We start from the raw sequence: 15,176 nt of genomic DNA, 5'->3' as shown, positions 1-15,176 counted from the left end.
CTATGTTTCCTTGGTTTCCGTCATCGCGCGGGCAGAGCGTTCGAGGATCGAACTCATCCGCGCGGCCTCGTCCTGGTAATCGTCGATGGCCTTCTGGAAGAAGGAGGCGTGGATCTCGTGCAGGTCCGAGGCGGAGCGGCAATGCAGGATGGCGTGCTGCGTCCGGGCGTCCTGGCGGAGGCGCTGTGCGATGAAGCTTGCCGATTCCGCGATCAGGTCGGCCCAGGCATCGGCCATGGCGACGCCGAAGTTGCTCATCGGGCGGATCAGGGCAAGTTCCATCTCGGCCATCCGTTCATAACTGTTCTGGGCAATATCTGCTGCCGAAACCTTGGCCTCGGCCTGCGTCTCTTTCGCGATCTTGTTCATGGGCGTTCTCCCCTGATGACCGGACCCGTGTAGTGCGACCCGGATCCTCCCGCATTGACCCATATCAAGAGCGCGGCTGCAAAGCGCGAATCGACGCGGGTGCGGCTGGGCAGGCGGGATCTGGCGCATCGGGCCCTGGATTTGGGCATATGGCGGAGTCACGCAGGCTTCCGACGGGCGTTGGTGCTTCACATCGAGCGGACTTCGCGCCAGAACACCGGCATCAGCAGCACGAAGACCGTCACCATTTCGAGCCGGCCGAGATACATCCCAAGCGACAGCACCATCTTCACCGGGTCCGAGAGCGTCGCGAAGTTGCCGGCCGGGCCGATGATCGGGCCGACACCGGGGCCGACATTGGCAAGCGCGGTCAGCGCGCCGCTGATCGCGGTCGCGAAGTCCAGCCCCAGCAGGTCGAGCGCGACTGCCAGAACTGCGAAAGTCAGGAAGTAGAAGGCAAAGAAGGTGATGACCCCGTTCCAGACGTCCTCGTTGATGCGCTGCCCCTCGTAGCGGACGACCACCATCCGGTGCGGCGAGCGGATCATCTGCAATTGCGCGCCGACCGAGCGTTTCAGGATCAGCCAGCGCATCGCCTTGGCTCCGCCTGCGGTCGACCCGGTGCAGCCGCCCACGCTGGTCAGCGCGAAGAAGGCGAAGGCCGCGAAGGGGCCCCAGAGCGTGTAGTCGGTGGTGGCGAAGCCGGTGGTGGACACCACCGAGACGACGTTGAAGGCGACCATGCGCAGCGCCTCGAGCGGTGCGACGGAGCGGAACAGGACCAGCCAGGCCGAGAGGGACAGGATGACCACCGTGAGGCTCATCACCATGGCGCTGACCTGTTCGCTGCGGAACGCCCGTTTCGTTACAACGCGGATATACCAGGCGAAGGGCAGCGAGCCGCAGAACATGAAGAAGGTCGCCGTCCACTCCAGGAACGGGCTCTGGAAATGGCCGAAGGAGGCGTCATAGCCGGAATAGCCGCCGGTCGAGAGCGTGGTCATCGCATGGGTGATGGCGTCAAACCCGTTCATGCCGCCCAGGAAGTAGATGAAGGCGCAGAGGCTCATCAGGCCGAGGTAGACCTTCAGCGTGGCGGTGGCGAAGAGGGTCGCGTTGCGCAGCTCCTTCTCGCCCTTGTCCGAACTTTCGGTGCGGAAGAGCTGCATCCCGCCGATGTTCAGGATCGGCAGCAGCGCGATGCCCGTGACGATGAAGCCGACGCCTCCGACCGCCTGCAGCACGGCGCGCCAGAAGATGATGCCACGCGCGGTGCCGTCGAGGCCGGTCATCACTGTGGAGCCGGTGGTGGTGATGCCGGACATGGCTTCGAAGAAGGCATCGACCGGCGAGAGCGACCAGAGGAACAGCGGCAACGCCCCGACCGCCGCCGCGGTCATCCAGACGCTGGAGGTCAGCAGGAAGGTGTGAACCGTTTGCAGCCGATCAAAGGATGATCGTGTCGTCAGGCAGAGCAGCGCGCCGATCAGGCCGGAGATGACGGCAGAGGTCAGGAACTCGGCCGCCGTGTCCTGGAAGAGCAGCGCGGTCAGCCCCATCAGCGAAGCGAAGAACAGCAGGACCAGACCATTGATGAAAAATACGAAATGCATTCTCTGTCCAGTTCGTCGACGGCACCGGTCAGTTCCGGGCCATGACTGCCAGTTCAGCCGGGGTACCGGTGCCTGTCATAGCCTGTTCCATCGCCGTTCACACGATGAAAATGTACCGAGGCGCCACGTGGCATCGTACAGTCGATGTGGCGGGCCGCTGGCGCGGGGGCACTGACCGCTAGACGAGCCCCGTGATCTCGGATGTCGCCGCCAGCCGGTAGTCCGGCGCGAAATCGGCGATGTCCCGGCGCTGATAGCCGCCTTCGAAATAGGCGAAGCGCACCCCGGCGTTGCGCGCGGTGGCGTAGTCGGTTTCGCTGTCCCCGACATAGAGGCATTCGTCGACGGCGACCCCCAGCCGCTCGATCGCCAGAAGCAGCGGGGCCGGGTCGGGCTTGCGCACGGCCAGCGTGTCGCCGCCGATGATGACGGGGAAATAGGGTGTCAGCCCCAGCGTGTCGCAAATCAGCTTCGTTGCCGCTTCCGCCTTGTTGGTGCAGATCGCCAGGCCAAACTCCCTCGCGGCAAGCTGCGCCAGCATCTCCATCACGCCGGGGTAGGGATGCGTCGTCTCGGTGGCGGCGGGGCCATAGTAGCCGGAGAAGATGCGGACCTGCTCGGCTAGGATGGCCTCGTCATGGCCTATCCCGCGATGGTCCAGCACCCGGCGCACCAACGTCGGAATGCCATGCCCGATAAAGCGGATGGTCTGTTCCAGGTCAATCGGTTCGGCGGAATGGTCGGCCAGCAGGCGGTTGGCGGCGGTCATGATATCGCGCGCGCTGTCGATCAGCGTGCCGTCCAGGTCAAAGACGAGGCCCTTGACCCGCTGCGTGCTCTGCAATGTGAAGTTCATCTGCCCAATTCCCCTCAAAGCTCCAGGAGCCTGCCAATGCCTCGGCCCCTCCTATGCCAGGGCTGGCCTCGGGGCCAAGCGGCAAATGGTCCCCACATGGCGCGCAATTGGGGTTCGTGTCATATCCGGCCCCGCCGACAATAGATTTCTAGACGGTCCGCTCCATCTCGCCCTCCGGCAATACTTCCGGCTATGATGGCGGCAACAGGATGAAAGCAGCCCCGCCATCTCCGCGCGGGCAACCTGCGCGAGATGGGGGCTGACGCATGAACGTGGTGGAATTCTTTGATTACGCCGGGGTTGCGCTGTTCTCGGCGACAGGCGCGCTGGCGGCGTCGCGCAAGCAGCTCGATATTCTGGGGTTCGTCTTCCTGGGCGCGGTCACCGGGATCGGCGGCGGAACCGTGCGCGACCTCGTCCTCGGGGTGCCGGTCTTCTGGGTGGTGCGGCCCGACTATATCATCGTCTGCGCGATTGCTTCGGTGGTCCTCTACTTCACCGCGCATTTCGCCGAATCGCGCTATCGCTGGCTGCTCTGGCTCGATGCTGCCGCGCTGGCCGCATACGGCGTCTTCGGCACCTACAAGGGCCTGCTGATCTCGGGCAGCGCCACGGTGGCGGTGGTGATGGGGGTGCTGACCGGGACGCTGGGAGGCATCCTGCGCGACGTCCTGGCAAACGAACCCTCGGTGTTGTTGCGGCGCGAGATCTACGTCACCGCCGCGCTGCTCGGGGCGGTGGTCTTTGTCGCTTGCCGGCAGGCCGAGGCGAGCCTGCTGGTCTCGGCGCTCGGCGGCGCGGGGATGGCCTTTGCCCTGCGCGGCGGCGCGCTGGCCTTCAACTGGCAACTGCCGGTCTACAAGGCACGCGAGGGCGTCGACGCCAGGGAGTTCCGGCGTTAGAGGTCGGCGCGACCGCATTCGGGTTGCCCTTCTGGCCCGTTGCCCCTATGCCGCAATGCAGCGAACCTGGACCCGGAAGCGATTCCGGGTGGCTCTTCCGGCCGCCGATCCGCCGGACAACGACAGACAACGGCGCATCTGCGCACCGGCCGCGCTTGACGCGCCGATATCGGAACCGATCTGATGATTTCATTCGACGCTTACCGCAACCAGTGGTTCGGCAATATCCGTGGCGACCTGCTCTCGGGCCTCGTCGTGGCGCTGGCCCTGATCCCCGAGGCGATTGCCTTCTCGATCATCGCCGGGGTCGATCCCAAGATCGGCCTCTACGCCAGCTTCTCGATCGCCGTCATTACGGCGATCGCCGGCGGGCGGCCCGGCATGATCTCGGCCGCAACCGCGGCGACGGCGGTGCTGATGGTGACTCTGGTGCGCGATCATGGCTTGCAATACCTGCTGGCGGCAACCGTGCTGGCGGGCCTGCTGCAAATCGGCGCGGGGATGCTGAAGCTGGGCTTCGTGATGCGCTATGTGTCCAAGTCCGTCATGACCGGCTTCGTCAACGCGCTTGCCATCCTGATTTTCATGGCGCAGCTGCCCGAGCTCGACCCGCGCAACGTCACCTGGCTGACCTATGCGCTGGTGGCGGTGGGGCTGGCGATCATCTACCTGTTTCCGCTTGTCGCCAAGGCGATCCCGTCGCCGCTGGTCACGATCATCGTGTTGACCGCGCTGACCGTCACCTTCGGCTGGGACGTGCGCACGGTCGGGGACATGGGCGAACTGCCCGACACTCTGCCGGTCTTCCTGATCCCGCAGGTGCCCTTCACGCTGGAAACGCTCTGGATCATCCTGCCCTATTCGGTGGCCGTGGCCACGGTGGGCCTGCTCGAAAGCCTGATGACCCAGAACATCGTCGACGACCTGACCGACACGAAATCGAACCGCGACATGGAATGCATCGGCCAGGGCGTCGCCAATACCGCCACCGCCTTCATCGGCGGCATGGCCGGCTGCGCGATGATCGGGCAGTCGATGATCAACGTGAAATCCGGCGGGCGCGGGCGGTTGTCGACCTTCGTGGCGGGACTGTTCCTGCTGATCCTGGTGGTGGGCCTCGGCGACCTGGTCAGCCGCATCCCGATGCCGGCGCTGGTGGCGATCATGATCATGGTCTCGATCGGCACCTTCTCGTGGTCCTCGATCAAGTCGCTGCGCGTGCATCCGCGGTCCTCGTCGATCGTGATGATCGCGACCGTGGTGACTGTGGTCTATACCCACAACCTCGCTATCGGCGTGCTGGTCGGCGTGCTGCTGTCGGGCATCTTCTTCGCCGCCAAGATCGCCCAGTTGTTCCGCGTCACTTCGGAGATCAGCGCCGACGGACGCATCCGGACCTACCGGGTCGAGGGTCAGCTCTTCTACGGCTCGGTCGAGGACTTCATGAATGCCTTCGACTTCCGCGAAGCGCCCGAGCGGGTGGTGATCGACGTATGCCGCTCGCATATCTGGGACATCAGCTCGGTGCAGGCGCTCGACATGGCGATCCTCAAGTTCCGCCGCGAGGGGGCCGAGGTCGAGGTCGTCGGCATGAACGAAGCCACCGAGACACTCGTCGACAAGCTGGGGACCCATGACAAGCCCGGCGCCATCGACGCATTGTCGGCGCATTGAGGGAGGACGCGCGATGACCGAGAAGATCATAGCCCTGGTAGACGGCTCCATCTATTCCGAGAGCGTCTGCGAACACGCGGCCTGGATCTCGGCGCGCACCGGGGCGCCGGTCGAGCTGGTGCACGTGCTGGGCCGCCGCGAGGCGCCCGAGACGCAGAATCTGTCCGGTTCCATCCGCCTTGGCGCCCGCACGCAGCTGATGGAGGAACTGGCCGAACTCGACGCGCAGCGGGCCAGGCTGATCGGGCAGCGGGGAAGGGCGATCCTGGAGGATGCCCGCGCTATCGTCGAACGTGCCGGCGGCACGGATGTCACCTCGCGCCTGCGCCATGGCGACATCGTCGAGACCATCGCCGAGGTCGAGGATGAGGCACGCGTCATCGTCATCGGCAAGCGCGGCGAGGCCGCCGATTTCGCCAAGGGCCACCTCGGCTCGAATCTCGAGAGGATCGTCCGCGTCGCTCATCGCCCGGTTGTCGTCGCCTCGCGCGCCTTCCGTCCGGTGCGCTCGGTGCTCGTCGCCTATGACGGCGGGCGCTCGGCCATGAAGGCGGTCGACCTGATCGCCCGCAGCCCGCTGTTCCTCGACCTCGCCGTGACCGTCGTGACGGTTGGCACCGACACCGCCGACCTTCGCAGGGGGCTGGCCGATGCCGCCGCGCTGCTGAAGGCAGCAGGGATCGAGGCGGCGACGCGGATCGTGCCGGGCCAGCCCGAGACCGAACTGGGCAGGCTGGTCGAGGAAGAAGGCTTTGGCATGGTGGTGATGGGGGCCTATGGGCATAGCCGCATCCGCAGCATGATCATCGGCTCGACCACGACGGAGATGGTGCGCTCGTGCAAAGTGCCAGTCGTCCTGCTTCGCTGATCCGAGCCTGCGTGCCGTTGCCTGGGGACTGGGCCGGCCCCGCTGCGAAGAGAATTGAAATCGGCAATAATGTTTGATATCCACCATTACGAGAGAGTCGGAGGAGGATCCGGCTCTGCTTGTGGGAGGATATCATGAAATTTGCACAGACCGCTCTTGGCGGAATTCTTTTGCTCGCCATTCCGGCCATGTCGATGGCACAGGAAGTGACCCTGCGCCTATCGCACTGGGTTCCCGCCGGCATCGCGCCGGCGTCCAAGGGGATCGAACCCTGGGCCAAGGACGTCGAAGCGGCGTCGAACGGGCGTATCGCCATCCAGATCTTCCCGGCGCAGCAGCTGGGCAAGGCGCCGGATCACTACGACATGGCCAAGCAGGGCATCGTCGATCTCGCATGGGTGAACCCGGGCTATACCGCCGGGCGTTTCCCGATCTACGCGCTGACCGAAGTGCCCTTCATGGCCGATGACTCGATCAAGGGCGCCAAGGCGATCCACGAGTGGTATCTGCAATATGGCGCCGAGCAGGAGATGGGCGACGTCAAGGTCTGCTTCATCCACCCCCACGCCCCGGGCACGCTGCATTCCAAGGAGAAGATCACCTCGCCCGAGGGCATCAAGGGCAAGAACGTGCGCCCGGCCCATGCCACCATGGCCCGCTTCGTAAGTCTGCTGGGCGGCGGCCCGGTGCAGGTGCCCGCACCGGAAGTGCGCGAGGCGCTGTCGCGCGGCACGGCCGAGGCGGTGACCTTCCCCTGGGGGTCGATGTATGACTTCAAGCTGACCGACGAGGTCAAGGAGCATCTCGACATGCCCTTCTATCTCTCGGCGCAGGTCATGATCATGAACAAGGCGAGCTACGAAAAGCTCTCGGCCGAGAACAAGGCGGTGATCGACGAGCATTGCTCGCCCGAGTGGTCCTCGAAAGTGGCGCAGGGCTGGTACGACGACGACATGGCCGCCCGCGACAAGCTGATCGCCGACCCCGAGCAGACCCTGAACGTGCCGACCGACGACGAGGTTGCTGCCTGGCGCAAGGCGGCCGAGCCGCTGCTCGACGAATGGCGCAAGGCGGTCGAGGCCAAGGGCGGCGACGCCACGGCGATCCTCGATGGCTACGTGAAGTCGCTCGAAGCCAACGACGCACGTTACTGACCCTCCGGCCGCGCCTGTGTCTTATGCCCCGGCGCGGCCCCTGATCTTCGGGTTCTTCCATGTCGCAGCCAGATGAAGGCTCCCGCGCCACGCGGGGAGTCATCCTCCTGATCGAACGGATCGCCGGCATCATGCTCGGTGTCGTGACCGTGCTGATCGTCATTTCCGCCATCGGGCGATACATCTTCGCCTCGCCGGTGCCCGATACCTTCGACGTCTCGCGCCTCGTACTGGGCGTGGCGATCGCCTGGGGGCTGGCGAGCCTCGGCTATCACGGCACCCACATCAAGGTCGACCTGCTGGCCCATGCGCTGCCGCGCCGCCTGCGCACCGCGATGAACACCTTCGCCTGGGCAGTCCTCTTCGGCTTCACCCTGCTGCTGGTCTGGAAGATCTGGGAGCGGGTCCAGGCCGCGATGAGCGGCGGTGACGCGACGATGGAACTGCGCCTCGCGCATTGGCCCTTCTTCCTCGGCATCTGGCTCGGCCTTGTCGCCGCTCTGCTGACCACCGCGATCCGGCTCTGGCTGATCGCGGGGCGGGGCCGGGACCTGGGCGAATACGACGGCATCGACGAGCACCTTCTCGAGGACATCAAGAAATCATGAGCAACGAGCTTGTCGCCGGCGGTGGCTTTGCCGCCCTGTTCCTCCTCATGATCCTGCGCGTGCCGATCGGTGTCGCTATGGGGCTGGTCGGGATCTTCGGCTTTGGCGCCATCGTCGGCATGGGGCCGGCGCTGAACCTGCTGGCGCAATCGCCGATCAGCACGGTGACCGACTTCAACCTGACGCTGATCCCCTTTTTCGTGCTGATGGGCGTGTTGGCGACGAACTCGGGCATGTCGGCCGAGTTGTTCCGCGCCGGGCGCGCCTGGCTGGGCGGGCTGCGCGGGGGGCTGGGCCTAGCCTCGGTCGGCGCCTGCGCTGGGTTTGCCGCGATCTGCGGCTCTTCCGTGGCCACCGCCGCCACCATGACCAAGATCGCCCACCCCGAGATGAAGCGCGCCGGCTATTCTGACGAGGCCTCGACCGGCATCATCGCTGCCGGCGGCACGCTCGGTATCCTGATCCCGCCCTCGGTGGTGCTGGCGGTCTATGGTTTCATCACCGAGCAGGACATCGGCCTCCTGTTCATAGCCGGCATCGTGCCGGGCCTGCTGGCCGTGGCGATGTACATGCTGACCGTCCGCATCTGGTACGGCCCCAGCCTGCCGGCCGGGGAACGCTTCGACCTGGGCGAGGCCTTCCGCTCGCTGCGGGGCGTCTGGGCCGTCGGCCTGCTGTTCATCGCGGTGATCGTCTCGATCTACTTCGGCATCGTCACCGCCACCGAGGCCGCCGCCGCCGGCGCCTTCATCACCGCGCTGATCGGTATGGCGCGCGGCCGGCTGTCGCTGTCGGGCCTGCTCGACAGCCTGGTCGAGGCGCTGCGCACCTCGGTCGCCATCTACGTCGTGCTGATCGGCGCAACCCTGTTCGGATATTTCCTCGCCATCACGCAGGTGCCGCAGGAGCTGACCCAGTTCCTGATCGACCTCGGTGCGGGGCGCTATGGCACTCTGATCCTGATCCTGCTGATGTTCGTGATCATGGGCTGTTTCCTCGATGCCATGGCGATGGTCATCCTGATGGTGCCGATCGTCTTTCCGGTGATGATGGAACTCGGCTTCGACCCGATCTGGTTCGGTGTCATCATCGTGATGACGGTTGAGCTCGGCCTCATTACCCCGCCGGTCGGCATGAACGTCTTCGTCATCAACTCGATCACGCCGGGCATCTCGCTGGCGACGATCTTCCGGGGCGTCATGCCCTTTGTCGTGGTCGACGTGCTGCGGCTGATCCTGCTGATCGCCTTCCCGGCCATCGTGCTGTTCCTGCCTTCGGGGATGCACTGATGGCGGGGGTGATGCGCGACCTGGAAGATCTGGTGGAGCCGGAGGCGCTGACCGGCAGCGTGTCCTACCGGCTGCGGCTGCTGCAGATCGCCGCCTACAAGAGCTTCGAGAAGACCATCACGGGCTTTGGCGCCGCGCCGCGGTATTACGGGATGCTCAAGCTGGTGCAGGCCAATCCGGGCATCCATCAGATGCGCCTGGCCGAGGCGATCTTCCTCGACCGTTCGAGCCTGGTGCCGATCATCGAGATCCTGTCGCGCGAAGGCTGGCTCGAACGGCGCGACGCCAAGAGCGACCGCCGCGTCAAGCGCATCTTCCTGACGGACGAGGGCCAGGACAAGCTGGCCCGGCTGGAAGCCGAGGTCGCCCGCCACGAGGCTGTGATCACCGATGGATTCACTCCTGCCGAGCTCGACCGGTTGCGCGGGGATCTGGCCCGCATCGACGCCAACCTTCGCGGCTTCCTGGCTGCCCCGAATGTGGAGCAGAGCGCATGACCATAAGCGGCATCGCCGATCTCGAACAACTCGAAGCGCGGGGCTTCGAGGCCGTTTTCCCGCATAGCACGCCCTGGGACCTGCTGAAGCACAGTGCGGCCCGCGCCCCCGATGCCACGGCAATCCGCTTCCTGCGCGATGCGGGCGATCCGGCAGCGGATCGGATTGTCAGCTACGGCGACCTCCTGCGTGACAGCATGGGGGCCGCGCGCCTGTTCCGCGGTCTCGGCGTGGTGCCGGGGCGTTCGGTCGCGCTGATGGCGCAGCACACGCCCTCGGCCCATGTCGCGCTCTGGGGCGGGCAGATCGCCGGGCATGTCTGCCCGATCAACCCGCTGCTGAAACCCGCGCATATTGCGGGGCTGCTCAAGGCCGCCGGGGCCGCCGTGGTGGTCATCACCGGCGTGAACGACGAGATCGACTACTGGAGCAACCTTGTGCCCGCCCTGCGCGCCGAGGGTGTCACCCTGCCGATCCTGGCCTGCGACGGCGATGCCGATTGCCCCGGCGCGGACGGGATCTTCGAGGATCTGGTGGCCGGGAACCTCGCTGGACCCGAGATTGCGCCCGAAGGCGACGAACACGCGCTGGCTGCCTATTACCACACCGGCGGCACCACCGGCGCGCCCAAGCTGGTGCGCCATTCGCGCCTCAACGAGGCCCATGTGGCCCGCTCCTGCGCGCTGCTGCACGACCTTGCGCCGCAGGACGTGGTGGTCAACGGCTTTCCGCTGTTCCATGTCGCGGGGGCCTTCGTCTACGGGCTCTCGACACTTTCGGCCGGGGGAACGCTGCTGATCCCCGGCCGCCTGGGGATGCGCAACCAGACCTTCATGCGTTCCATCTGGCAACAGGTGGAACGCCACGGCATCACCATCGTCGGCGCGGTGCCCACCGTGCTGGCGGCGCTCAACGGCATCCCGGTCAACGCCGATATCTCGACCCTGCGCTGGTTCCTGACCGGCGGCTCGCCGCTGCCGACCGAATTGGCCGAGGCGACGGAAAGCAAGACGGGCAGGGGCGTACGCAATATCCTCGGCATGACCGAATGCGCCGGGGCGATTGCGGTCGAACCGGTGCACGGCCCCCGCACGCCGCTGTCCTGCGGGCTGCGGATGCCCTTCTCCGAGGTGGCCATCCTGGGCGAGACGGCAGGCGATGCCGATCCGGACAAGCGTCTCGGCGCGGACCAGACCGGGATCATCGCCTTGCGCGGGCCCAACGTTTCGGCCGGCTATTCCGACCCGCAGCGCAATGCCGGCACCTTCTTGCCGGGCGGCTGGCTGGTCAGTGGCGATATCGGCAAGCTCGACACCGCGGGCCGCCTCTACGTGACCGGCCGCGCGAAGGACATCATCATCCGTGGCGCCCACAACATCGACCCGCAGATGATCGAGGACGCACTGCTCGCCCACCCGGAGGTCGAAAACGCCGCGGCGGTGGGGATGCCCGACGCCTATGCCGGCGAACTGCCGGTCGCCTTCGTGACGTTGCGGAGCGGTGCGCAGGCCGATGGCTCGGCGTTGATTGCCTTCCTGCGCGAACGGATCGACGACCCGGTGGCCTTGCCGAAACGGATCGGGGTGCTGGAGGCTCTGCCGCTGACGCCGGTGGGCAAGATCTTCAAGCCGACCCTGCGGCGCGAGGCCATTCTCTGGGCCATCGCCGCAGCGGCCGAGGAGGCCGGGATCGACGCAAGCGTGGTGGACATCGAGGTCTCGGAAAGTCTCGATACCAGCGTCGAGGTGCCCGCGGCCACGCTCGATGCCATGAAACAGGCGCTGACGGGGATGCCGCTTGCCTTGACCATCACGGGGCGGGAATGACGATGGCGCTGCCTCTGATATTTGAAACACGGGGGGCGGTCGCCCTCATCACCCTCAATCGGCCTGAGCGGCACAACGCGCTCAACCCCGAAATGATCTGCCGCCTGGCAGATGCCTTCGACCGTTTCGAGGCCGACCCGGAGCTGCGGGTCGCCGTCATCACCGGGGCAGGCGAGGGGAGCTTCTGTTCCGGCGGCGACCTGGAATTGACCCTGCCGCTGCTGACCGGCGCCCGGCAGCCCGAAACGGAATGGGACCATCGCCTCGCCGCCAATCGCGAGATCCTGTTCCGCTCCAATTTCAAGGGCGCGCATAGCGTCAAACCCGTGATCGCGGCAATCAACGGACACTGCCTCGCCGGCGGGTTCGAGCTGATGCTGGCGACCGATATCCGGATCGCCGCCGATCACGCCCGTTTCGGCCTGCCCGAGGTGCGGCACGCGCTGATCCCCTTCGCCGGCGCTCTGGTGCGCCTGCCGCGCCAGTTGCCCCATGCTGTGGCGATGGAGATGTTGCTGACCGGCGATCAGGTCGAGGCCAGCCGGCTGCTGGCGCTCGGCCTGCTGAACCAGGTTGTGCCGCCGCAGGAGGTGCTGCCCGCTGCGCTGCGCGTGGCCGAGCGGATCGCGGCCAACGGCCCGCTCGCGATTGCCGAGGTCAAGCGGGCCACGGCCGAAGCCGCCGGCCGTCCCTATGCCGAGGGTTATGCCATCGAAACCGAGAGCATGGACCGGATCATGGCCTCGGAAGACGCCCGCGAAGGCCCCGCCGCCTTCCTCCAGCGTCGCGCGCCGGCCTACCGGGGGCGGTAGAGACCCCTGTTGTCGACTCGGCACCCCATTGAAATGGGGCGGTACAGCGGCAAACCACATCCGATTCTCACCCGTTGAAAACGTCGATTTCAGCGCCAATCGGAAACGGTAATGACATTTTGGCGAGGAGTGTCTCCAGGGGCTGTACAAAAATCAGAAATTTGTCGATTTCGTGCGGCAATTACAGCAGAAGCACGTTGTAATTGTGGCGGAAGTTGGGCTCGCACGGGTGGCGTGAAGTCCATTGGTAGTAAAATGGTTAAAGAGTTCCTCGCCTTCAAACGGCAAAAGACCTGGTCCTGGGCGCTTATCGTGGCCCTTGCCTCGATGCCGTATCAGCTTTCGGCGGCGGCCACCCGGATCGACGACGATTCGGTGGCCAGCCTCGGCAGCGTCGGACCGGCGATCATCCAGACCTTCCTGCCCAACGGCGCCTCGGTCGTGCGCACGCAGGCCGGCGCCAGCTGCGTCGTCAGCGCCCGCATCCTCATCGAGGATTCGAGCTATGTCGACGTCGACGGCATCGCCCTCGATTTCGCCCACATCCGTCGCAGCCCGGCCACCTCGATCCAGGCCATCGCGCCGGAAGAGGGCGCGCTGCGCTTCCGCATCCAGCTCAAATACAGCCCGCGCGCCGACCGTCCCATCCGCATGGCCTTCGGCGATATCGAATGGGATCTGAGCGACGCGCTGGAAAAGAGCACCGACTCGCTGCTGCTGACCGGCGAACGCGCCGTTGTGCTCGCCGAAGCCTTCCGCAACGGGCTGCGGCCGCAACTGGTCGCGATCTCGCGCGATAACGATCACGTCGTGACCGACCGGATCGAAGTTCCCGACCTGGCAACGCTCGACACCTGCAAGGCCGAGCTGGGCCCCGATCCGTCGCAATCGCCCAGCCCGCTGGTCAGCCTTCGGTTCAACGCCGATCCGGCAAGCGCGCCGCTCGCCACGCTGGGCCAGCTTCAGGATTGCCGCATGGACGAGGCACCGGGCGAGCTTCACCTGGCCCGGATCGAACAGACCACCGGTTTCTTCTCGCAGACCGACAAGGTCTTTGTTGCCTTCGACGACGAAGGCAAGGTGACCCGCGCCTATGTGCCCGGCATCTTCGATGCCGATTTCCGGCGCGGCCGCAATGCCGCCCGCGTCAGCATCGCTGCGAACACCAACGTGCCGATGGAAGACAATGAGGTGAAGGGCTGCCTCGGTCTCGCCCCGGTCAAGCTGTGCAGCTACAACATGGGCAGCTCGCGCTATCTCGGCCTGTGCGAAACGCCCTTCGCGGGGCTTGTCGACCCGGATATCGAAGTGGCTTCGGTGCCCGATCCGGTCGGCAACTGGCGCCCGCCAGTCTTCACCCCGCCCGGCGGCGGCACGCCTCCCGGCACGACCACCTCGACTCCGATTCCGCCAAAGGACCCGAAGACACCGGGCGGCGAGCCAGAAATTCCGCCGACCGTCATGCCACCGGCCCCGATTCCGCCAATCGACGTGACGCCGGTGCCGCTGCCGCCTTCGGCCTTCCTGCTGCTCGGCACCTTCGCGGTGATGGCGGGCCTGCGCCGCCGCAAGGCGCGCTGAAGCGCAACGGGGGATGACGGCGTCGCCATCCCCCGGACCTTCAATGCATGATTGCGTAGAGAAGGACCGTCTCGCAGTGGCTGTCGGCCCATAGATCGACCACCGACAATTCATCCTTCCACCTGCCGATGATCCCGGCGGCGCAGTCGTCGCGGAGGGACTCCATCGCCATCCGGTAGGCGAGGTTGCCGTTCCGGAACTCCACCAGCTGCAATGCCTCATCCATCCGGGCGTTGAACCCGGGCATCAGCGCATGGACGCTGTCCCAGACATCCCGGATATAGTCCCGCATCTTCACCACATCCTCGCGCGTTCCCAGCACCGATACGTGTCCCGAGAGAAAGTGCTCGAAATCGAAGTCCAGAAAAGTGTCGAACCCCTCCAGGTAGGCACGGACGTTGCTTGTCGCGCCGAAGTTCATGAAGGGCGCCTCGCCGGGGGTGATCGTGTCGACCGCCATCAGGAAGCGCTGCCGCGGCAGGTGGATGATCGTGTCGGCATCCTCGGCGTGAAAACGGGCGGTGCGCAGGTGGATCGGAACGCCGCCCACCACCAGGTCGAAGGTCTCGGCGAAGGTCTGCGTCGGCGCAGGCACGCCCCGCACCGGTGCGGCGGCCAGGCTTTCGGCATGGGCCTGCGCGGCGATCACGACAAGACCGTCGTTTTCGGAGAAACCCGCGCCGCCGCCGTTGTGGTCGCCATGGGCATGGCTCATGATCAGATGGGTGATCGGAACGCCCGGCGCCACCATCTCGATCGCGGCGCGATGCCCGATACCGAAGCTCGGAGGCGCGTCGAAGACGACGACGCCTTCGGGGGTGACCAGGACAGCGGATTGATAGATCAGGTCGGTCAGGAAATAGAGCCCCGGTTCGATCTCGCTGACATGCAGACCGAAATCGGTGTTCACCTGCGCCGCGCGGGCGCGGGTGGCGGGCAGTTCGGGAGCAAAGTTGCGAAAGCTGTCGGGGTGGGTGGGGTCAATTGAAACGGTGTTCGCCGGGTTGTGGCCCGGCGTGGTCTCGGCCCGCAGGGCCGTGCCGGGACCGGAAGCGGCCAGCACGGCCAGGAGGACGGCGGTTTTCAGGTTGTACATTTGGTCACCTTGGCTAGGAGGCGGGCAGAAG

The 15,176-nt window shown here is 65.9% G+C and carries 14 protein-coding genes and 1 other annotated feature; of the genes, 10 read left to right on the top strand and 4 right to left on the bottom strand.

Going from position 1 to position 15,176, the window contains the following annotated elements; translation table 11 throughout:
• The 3 genes from IE266_RS12575 to gph all read right to left on the bottom strand — a co-directional run bounded on the left by IE266_RS12575 (position 1) and on the right by gph (position 2,838).
• Positions 1–369 carry a phasin family protein gene (locus IE266_RS12575; RefSeq protein ID WP_189680450.1) on the bottom strand — a complete coding sequence of 123 codons (369 nt, stop codon included), beginning with the start codon at positions 367–369 and terminating at the stop codon, positions 1–3.
• A 188-nt stretch (positions 370–557) separates the two neighbouring features.
• Positions 558–1,982: a TrkH family potassium uptake protein gene (locus IE266_RS12570; protein WP_189680449.1), complete on the bottom strand. Its 1,425-nt coding sequence runs from the start codon at positions 1,980–1,982 to the stop codon at positions 558–560.
• A 178-nt stretch (positions 1,983–2,160) separates the two neighbouring features.
• The gene (gph, locus tag IE266_RS12565) at positions 2,161–2,838 is read right to left on the bottom strand and encodes a phosphoglycolate phosphatase (RefSeq protein ID WP_189680448.1); all 678 of its coding nucleotides are present in this window, start codon (positions 2,836–2,838) and stop codon (positions 2,161–2,163) included.
• A 266-nt stretch (positions 2,839–3,104) separates the two neighbouring features.
• Between gph and IE266_RS12560 the strand changes: the two genes are divergently transcribed.
• The 10 genes from IE266_RS12560 to IE266_RS12515 all read left to right on the top strand — a co-directional run bounded on the left by IE266_RS12560 (position 3,105) and on the right by IE266_RS12515 (position 14,049).
• Positions 3,105–3,740, top strand: coding sequence for a trimeric intracellular cation channel family protein (locus tag IE266_RS12560; RefSeq protein ID WP_189680447.1), 636 nt, complete (start codon positions 3,105–3,107; stop codon positions 3,738–3,740).
• Between the two features lie 65 nt (positions 3,741–3,805).
• Positions 3,806–3,862: a sequence feature (sul1 is cis-regulatory element that is thought to sense ions involved in sulfur or methionine metabolism; They are found in Alphaproteobacteria), on the top strand.
• 61 nt (positions 3,863–3,923) lie between these two features.
• A complete protein-coding gene (locus IE266_RS12555; RefSeq protein WP_189680446.1) occupies positions 3,924–5,414 on the top strand; it encodes a SulP family inorganic anion transporter in 1,491 nt (496 codons plus the stop codon).
• A gap of 13 nt (positions 5,415–5,427) precedes the next feature.
• Positions 5,428–6,282: a universal stress protein gene (locus IE266_RS12550; protein WP_189680445.1), complete on the top strand. Its 855-nt coding sequence runs from the start codon at positions 5,428–5,430 to the stop codon at positions 6,280–6,282.
• Between the two features lie 134 nt (positions 6,283–6,416).
• The gene (locus IE266_RS12545) at positions 6,417–7,436 is read left to right on the top strand and encodes a TRAP transporter substrate-binding protein (RefSeq protein WP_189680444.1); all 1,020 of its coding nucleotides are present in this window, start codon (positions 6,417–6,419) and stop codon (positions 7,434–7,436) included.
• Between the two features lie 59 nt (positions 7,437–7,495).
• Positions 7,496–8,044: a TRAP transporter small permease gene (locus IE266_RS12540; RefSeq protein ID WP_189680443.1), complete on the top strand. Its 549-nt coding sequence runs from the start codon at positions 7,496–7,498 to the stop codon at positions 8,042–8,044.
• Positions 8,041–9,333 (top strand): TRAP transporter large permease, encoded by a 1,293-nt coding sequence (locus IE266_RS12535; RefSeq protein ID WP_189680442.1) that lies wholly within the window; start codon positions 8,041–8,043, stop codon positions 9,331–9,333. Before IE266_RS12540 ends, IE266_RS12535 begins: the two co-directional genes overlap by 4 nt.
• A complete protein-coding gene (locus IE266_RS12530; protein WP_189680441.1) occupies positions 9,333–9,830 on the top strand; it encodes a MarR family winged helix-turn-helix transcriptional regulator in 498 nt (165 codons plus the stop codon). Before IE266_RS12535 ends, IE266_RS12530 begins: the two co-directional genes overlap by 1 nt.
• Positions 9,827–11,656 carry an AMP-binding protein gene (locus IE266_RS12525; protein WP_189680440.1) on the top strand — a complete coding sequence of 610 codons (1,830 nt, stop codon included), beginning with the start codon at positions 9,827–9,829 and terminating at the stop codon, positions 11,654–11,656. The genes IE266_RS12530 and IE266_RS12525 overlap by 4 nt, the downstream gene beginning before the upstream one ends.
• Before the next feature lie 2 nt (positions 11,657–11,658).
• Positions 11,659–12,468, top strand: coding sequence for an enoyl-CoA hydratase/isomerase family protein (locus tag IE266_RS12520; protein WP_189680439.1), 810 nt, complete (start codon positions 11,659–11,661; stop codon positions 12,466–12,468).
• A 255-nt stretch (positions 12,469–12,723) separates the two neighbouring features.
• Positions 12,724–14,049 carry a VPLPA-CTERM sorting domain-containing protein gene (locus IE266_RS12515; RefSeq protein ID WP_189680438.1) on the top strand — a complete coding sequence of 442 codons (1,326 nt, stop codon included), beginning with the start codon at positions 12,724–12,726 and terminating at the stop codon, positions 14,047–14,049.
• Positions 14,050–14,089: 40 nt separating this feature from the next.
• Here the strand turns inward: IE266_RS12515 and IE266_RS12510 are convergent, their stop codons facing one another.
• Positions 14,090–15,145: an MBL fold metallo-hydrolase gene (locus IE266_RS12510; RefSeq protein ID WP_189680437.1), complete on the bottom strand. Its 1,056-nt coding sequence runs from the start codon at positions 15,143–15,145 to the stop codon at positions 14,090–14,092.
• Positions 15,146–15,176 lie beyond the last annotated feature (31 nt).

The sequence above is a fragment of the Seohaeicola zhoushanensis genome (assembly GCF_014656415.1).
In the GTDB taxonomy this organism is placed as follows: domain Bacteria; phylum Pseudomonadota; class Alphaproteobacteria; order Rhodobacterales; family Rhodobacteraceae; genus Seohaeicola_A; species Seohaeicola_A zhoushanensis.
Note: the sequence above shows the minus strand (reverse complement) of the source record. Positions and strands in the feature narration are given on the sequence as shown.

What these genes read in the sequence shown, in the direction of transcription:
- IE266_RS12575 (WP_189680450.1), bottom strand. Translation starts at nt 369, where the DNA reads ATGAACAAGATCGCGAAAGAGACGCAGGCCGAGGCCAAGGTTTCGGCA.
- IE266_RS12570 (WP_189680449.1), bottom strand. Translation starts at nt 1,982, where the DNA reads ATGCATTTCGTATTTTTCATCAATGGTCTGGTCCTGCTGTTCTTCGCT.
- gph (WP_189680448.1), bottom strand. Translation starts at nt 2,838, where the DNA reads ATGAACTTCACATTGCAGAGCACGCAGCGGGTCAAGGGCCTCGTCTTT.
- IE266_RS12560 (WP_189680447.1), top strand. Translation starts at nt 3,105, where the DNA reads ATGAACGTGGTGGAATTCTTTGATTACGCCGGGGTTGCGCTGTTCTCG.
- IE266_RS12555 (WP_189680446.1), top strand. Translation starts at nt 3,924, where the DNA reads ATGATTTCATTCGACGCTTACCGCAACCAGTGGTTCGGCAATATCCGT.
- IE266_RS12550 (WP_189680445.1), top strand. Translation starts at nt 5,428, where the DNA reads ATGACCGAGAAGATCATAGCCCTGGTAGACGGCTCCATCTATTCCGAG.
- IE266_RS12545 (WP_189680444.1), top strand. Translation starts at nt 6,417, where the DNA reads ATGAAATTTGCACAGACCGCTCTTGGCGGAATTCTTTTGCTCGCCATT.
- IE266_RS12540 (WP_189680443.1), top strand. Translation starts at nt 7,496, where the DNA reads ATGTCGCAGCCAGATGAAGGCTCCCGCGCCACGCGGGGAGTCATCCTC.
- IE266_RS12535 (WP_189680442.1), top strand. Translation starts at nt 8,041, where the DNA reads ATGAGCAACGAGCTTGTCGCCGGCGGTGGCTTTGCCGCCCTGTTCCTC.
- IE266_RS12530 (WP_189680441.1), top strand. Translation starts at nt 9,333, where the DNA reads ATGGCGGGGGTGATGCGCGACCTGGAAGATCTGGTGGAGCCGGAGGCG.
- IE266_RS12525 (WP_189680440.1), top strand. Translation starts at nt 9,827, where the DNA reads ATGACCATAAGCGGCATCGCCGATCTCGAACAACTCGAAGCGCGGGGC.
- IE266_RS12520 (WP_189680439.1), top strand. Translation starts at nt 11,659, where the DNA reads ATGGCGCTGCCTCTGATATTTGAAACACGGGGGGCGGTCGCCCTCATC.
- IE266_RS12515 (WP_189680438.1), top strand. Translation starts at nt 12,724, where the DNA reads ATGGTTAAAGAGTTCCTCGCCTTCAAACGGCAAAAGACCTGGTCCTGG.
- IE266_RS12510 (WP_189680437.1), bottom strand. Translation starts at nt 15,145, where the DNA reads ATGTACAACCTGAAAACCGCCGTCCTCCTGGCCGTGCTGGCCGCTTCC.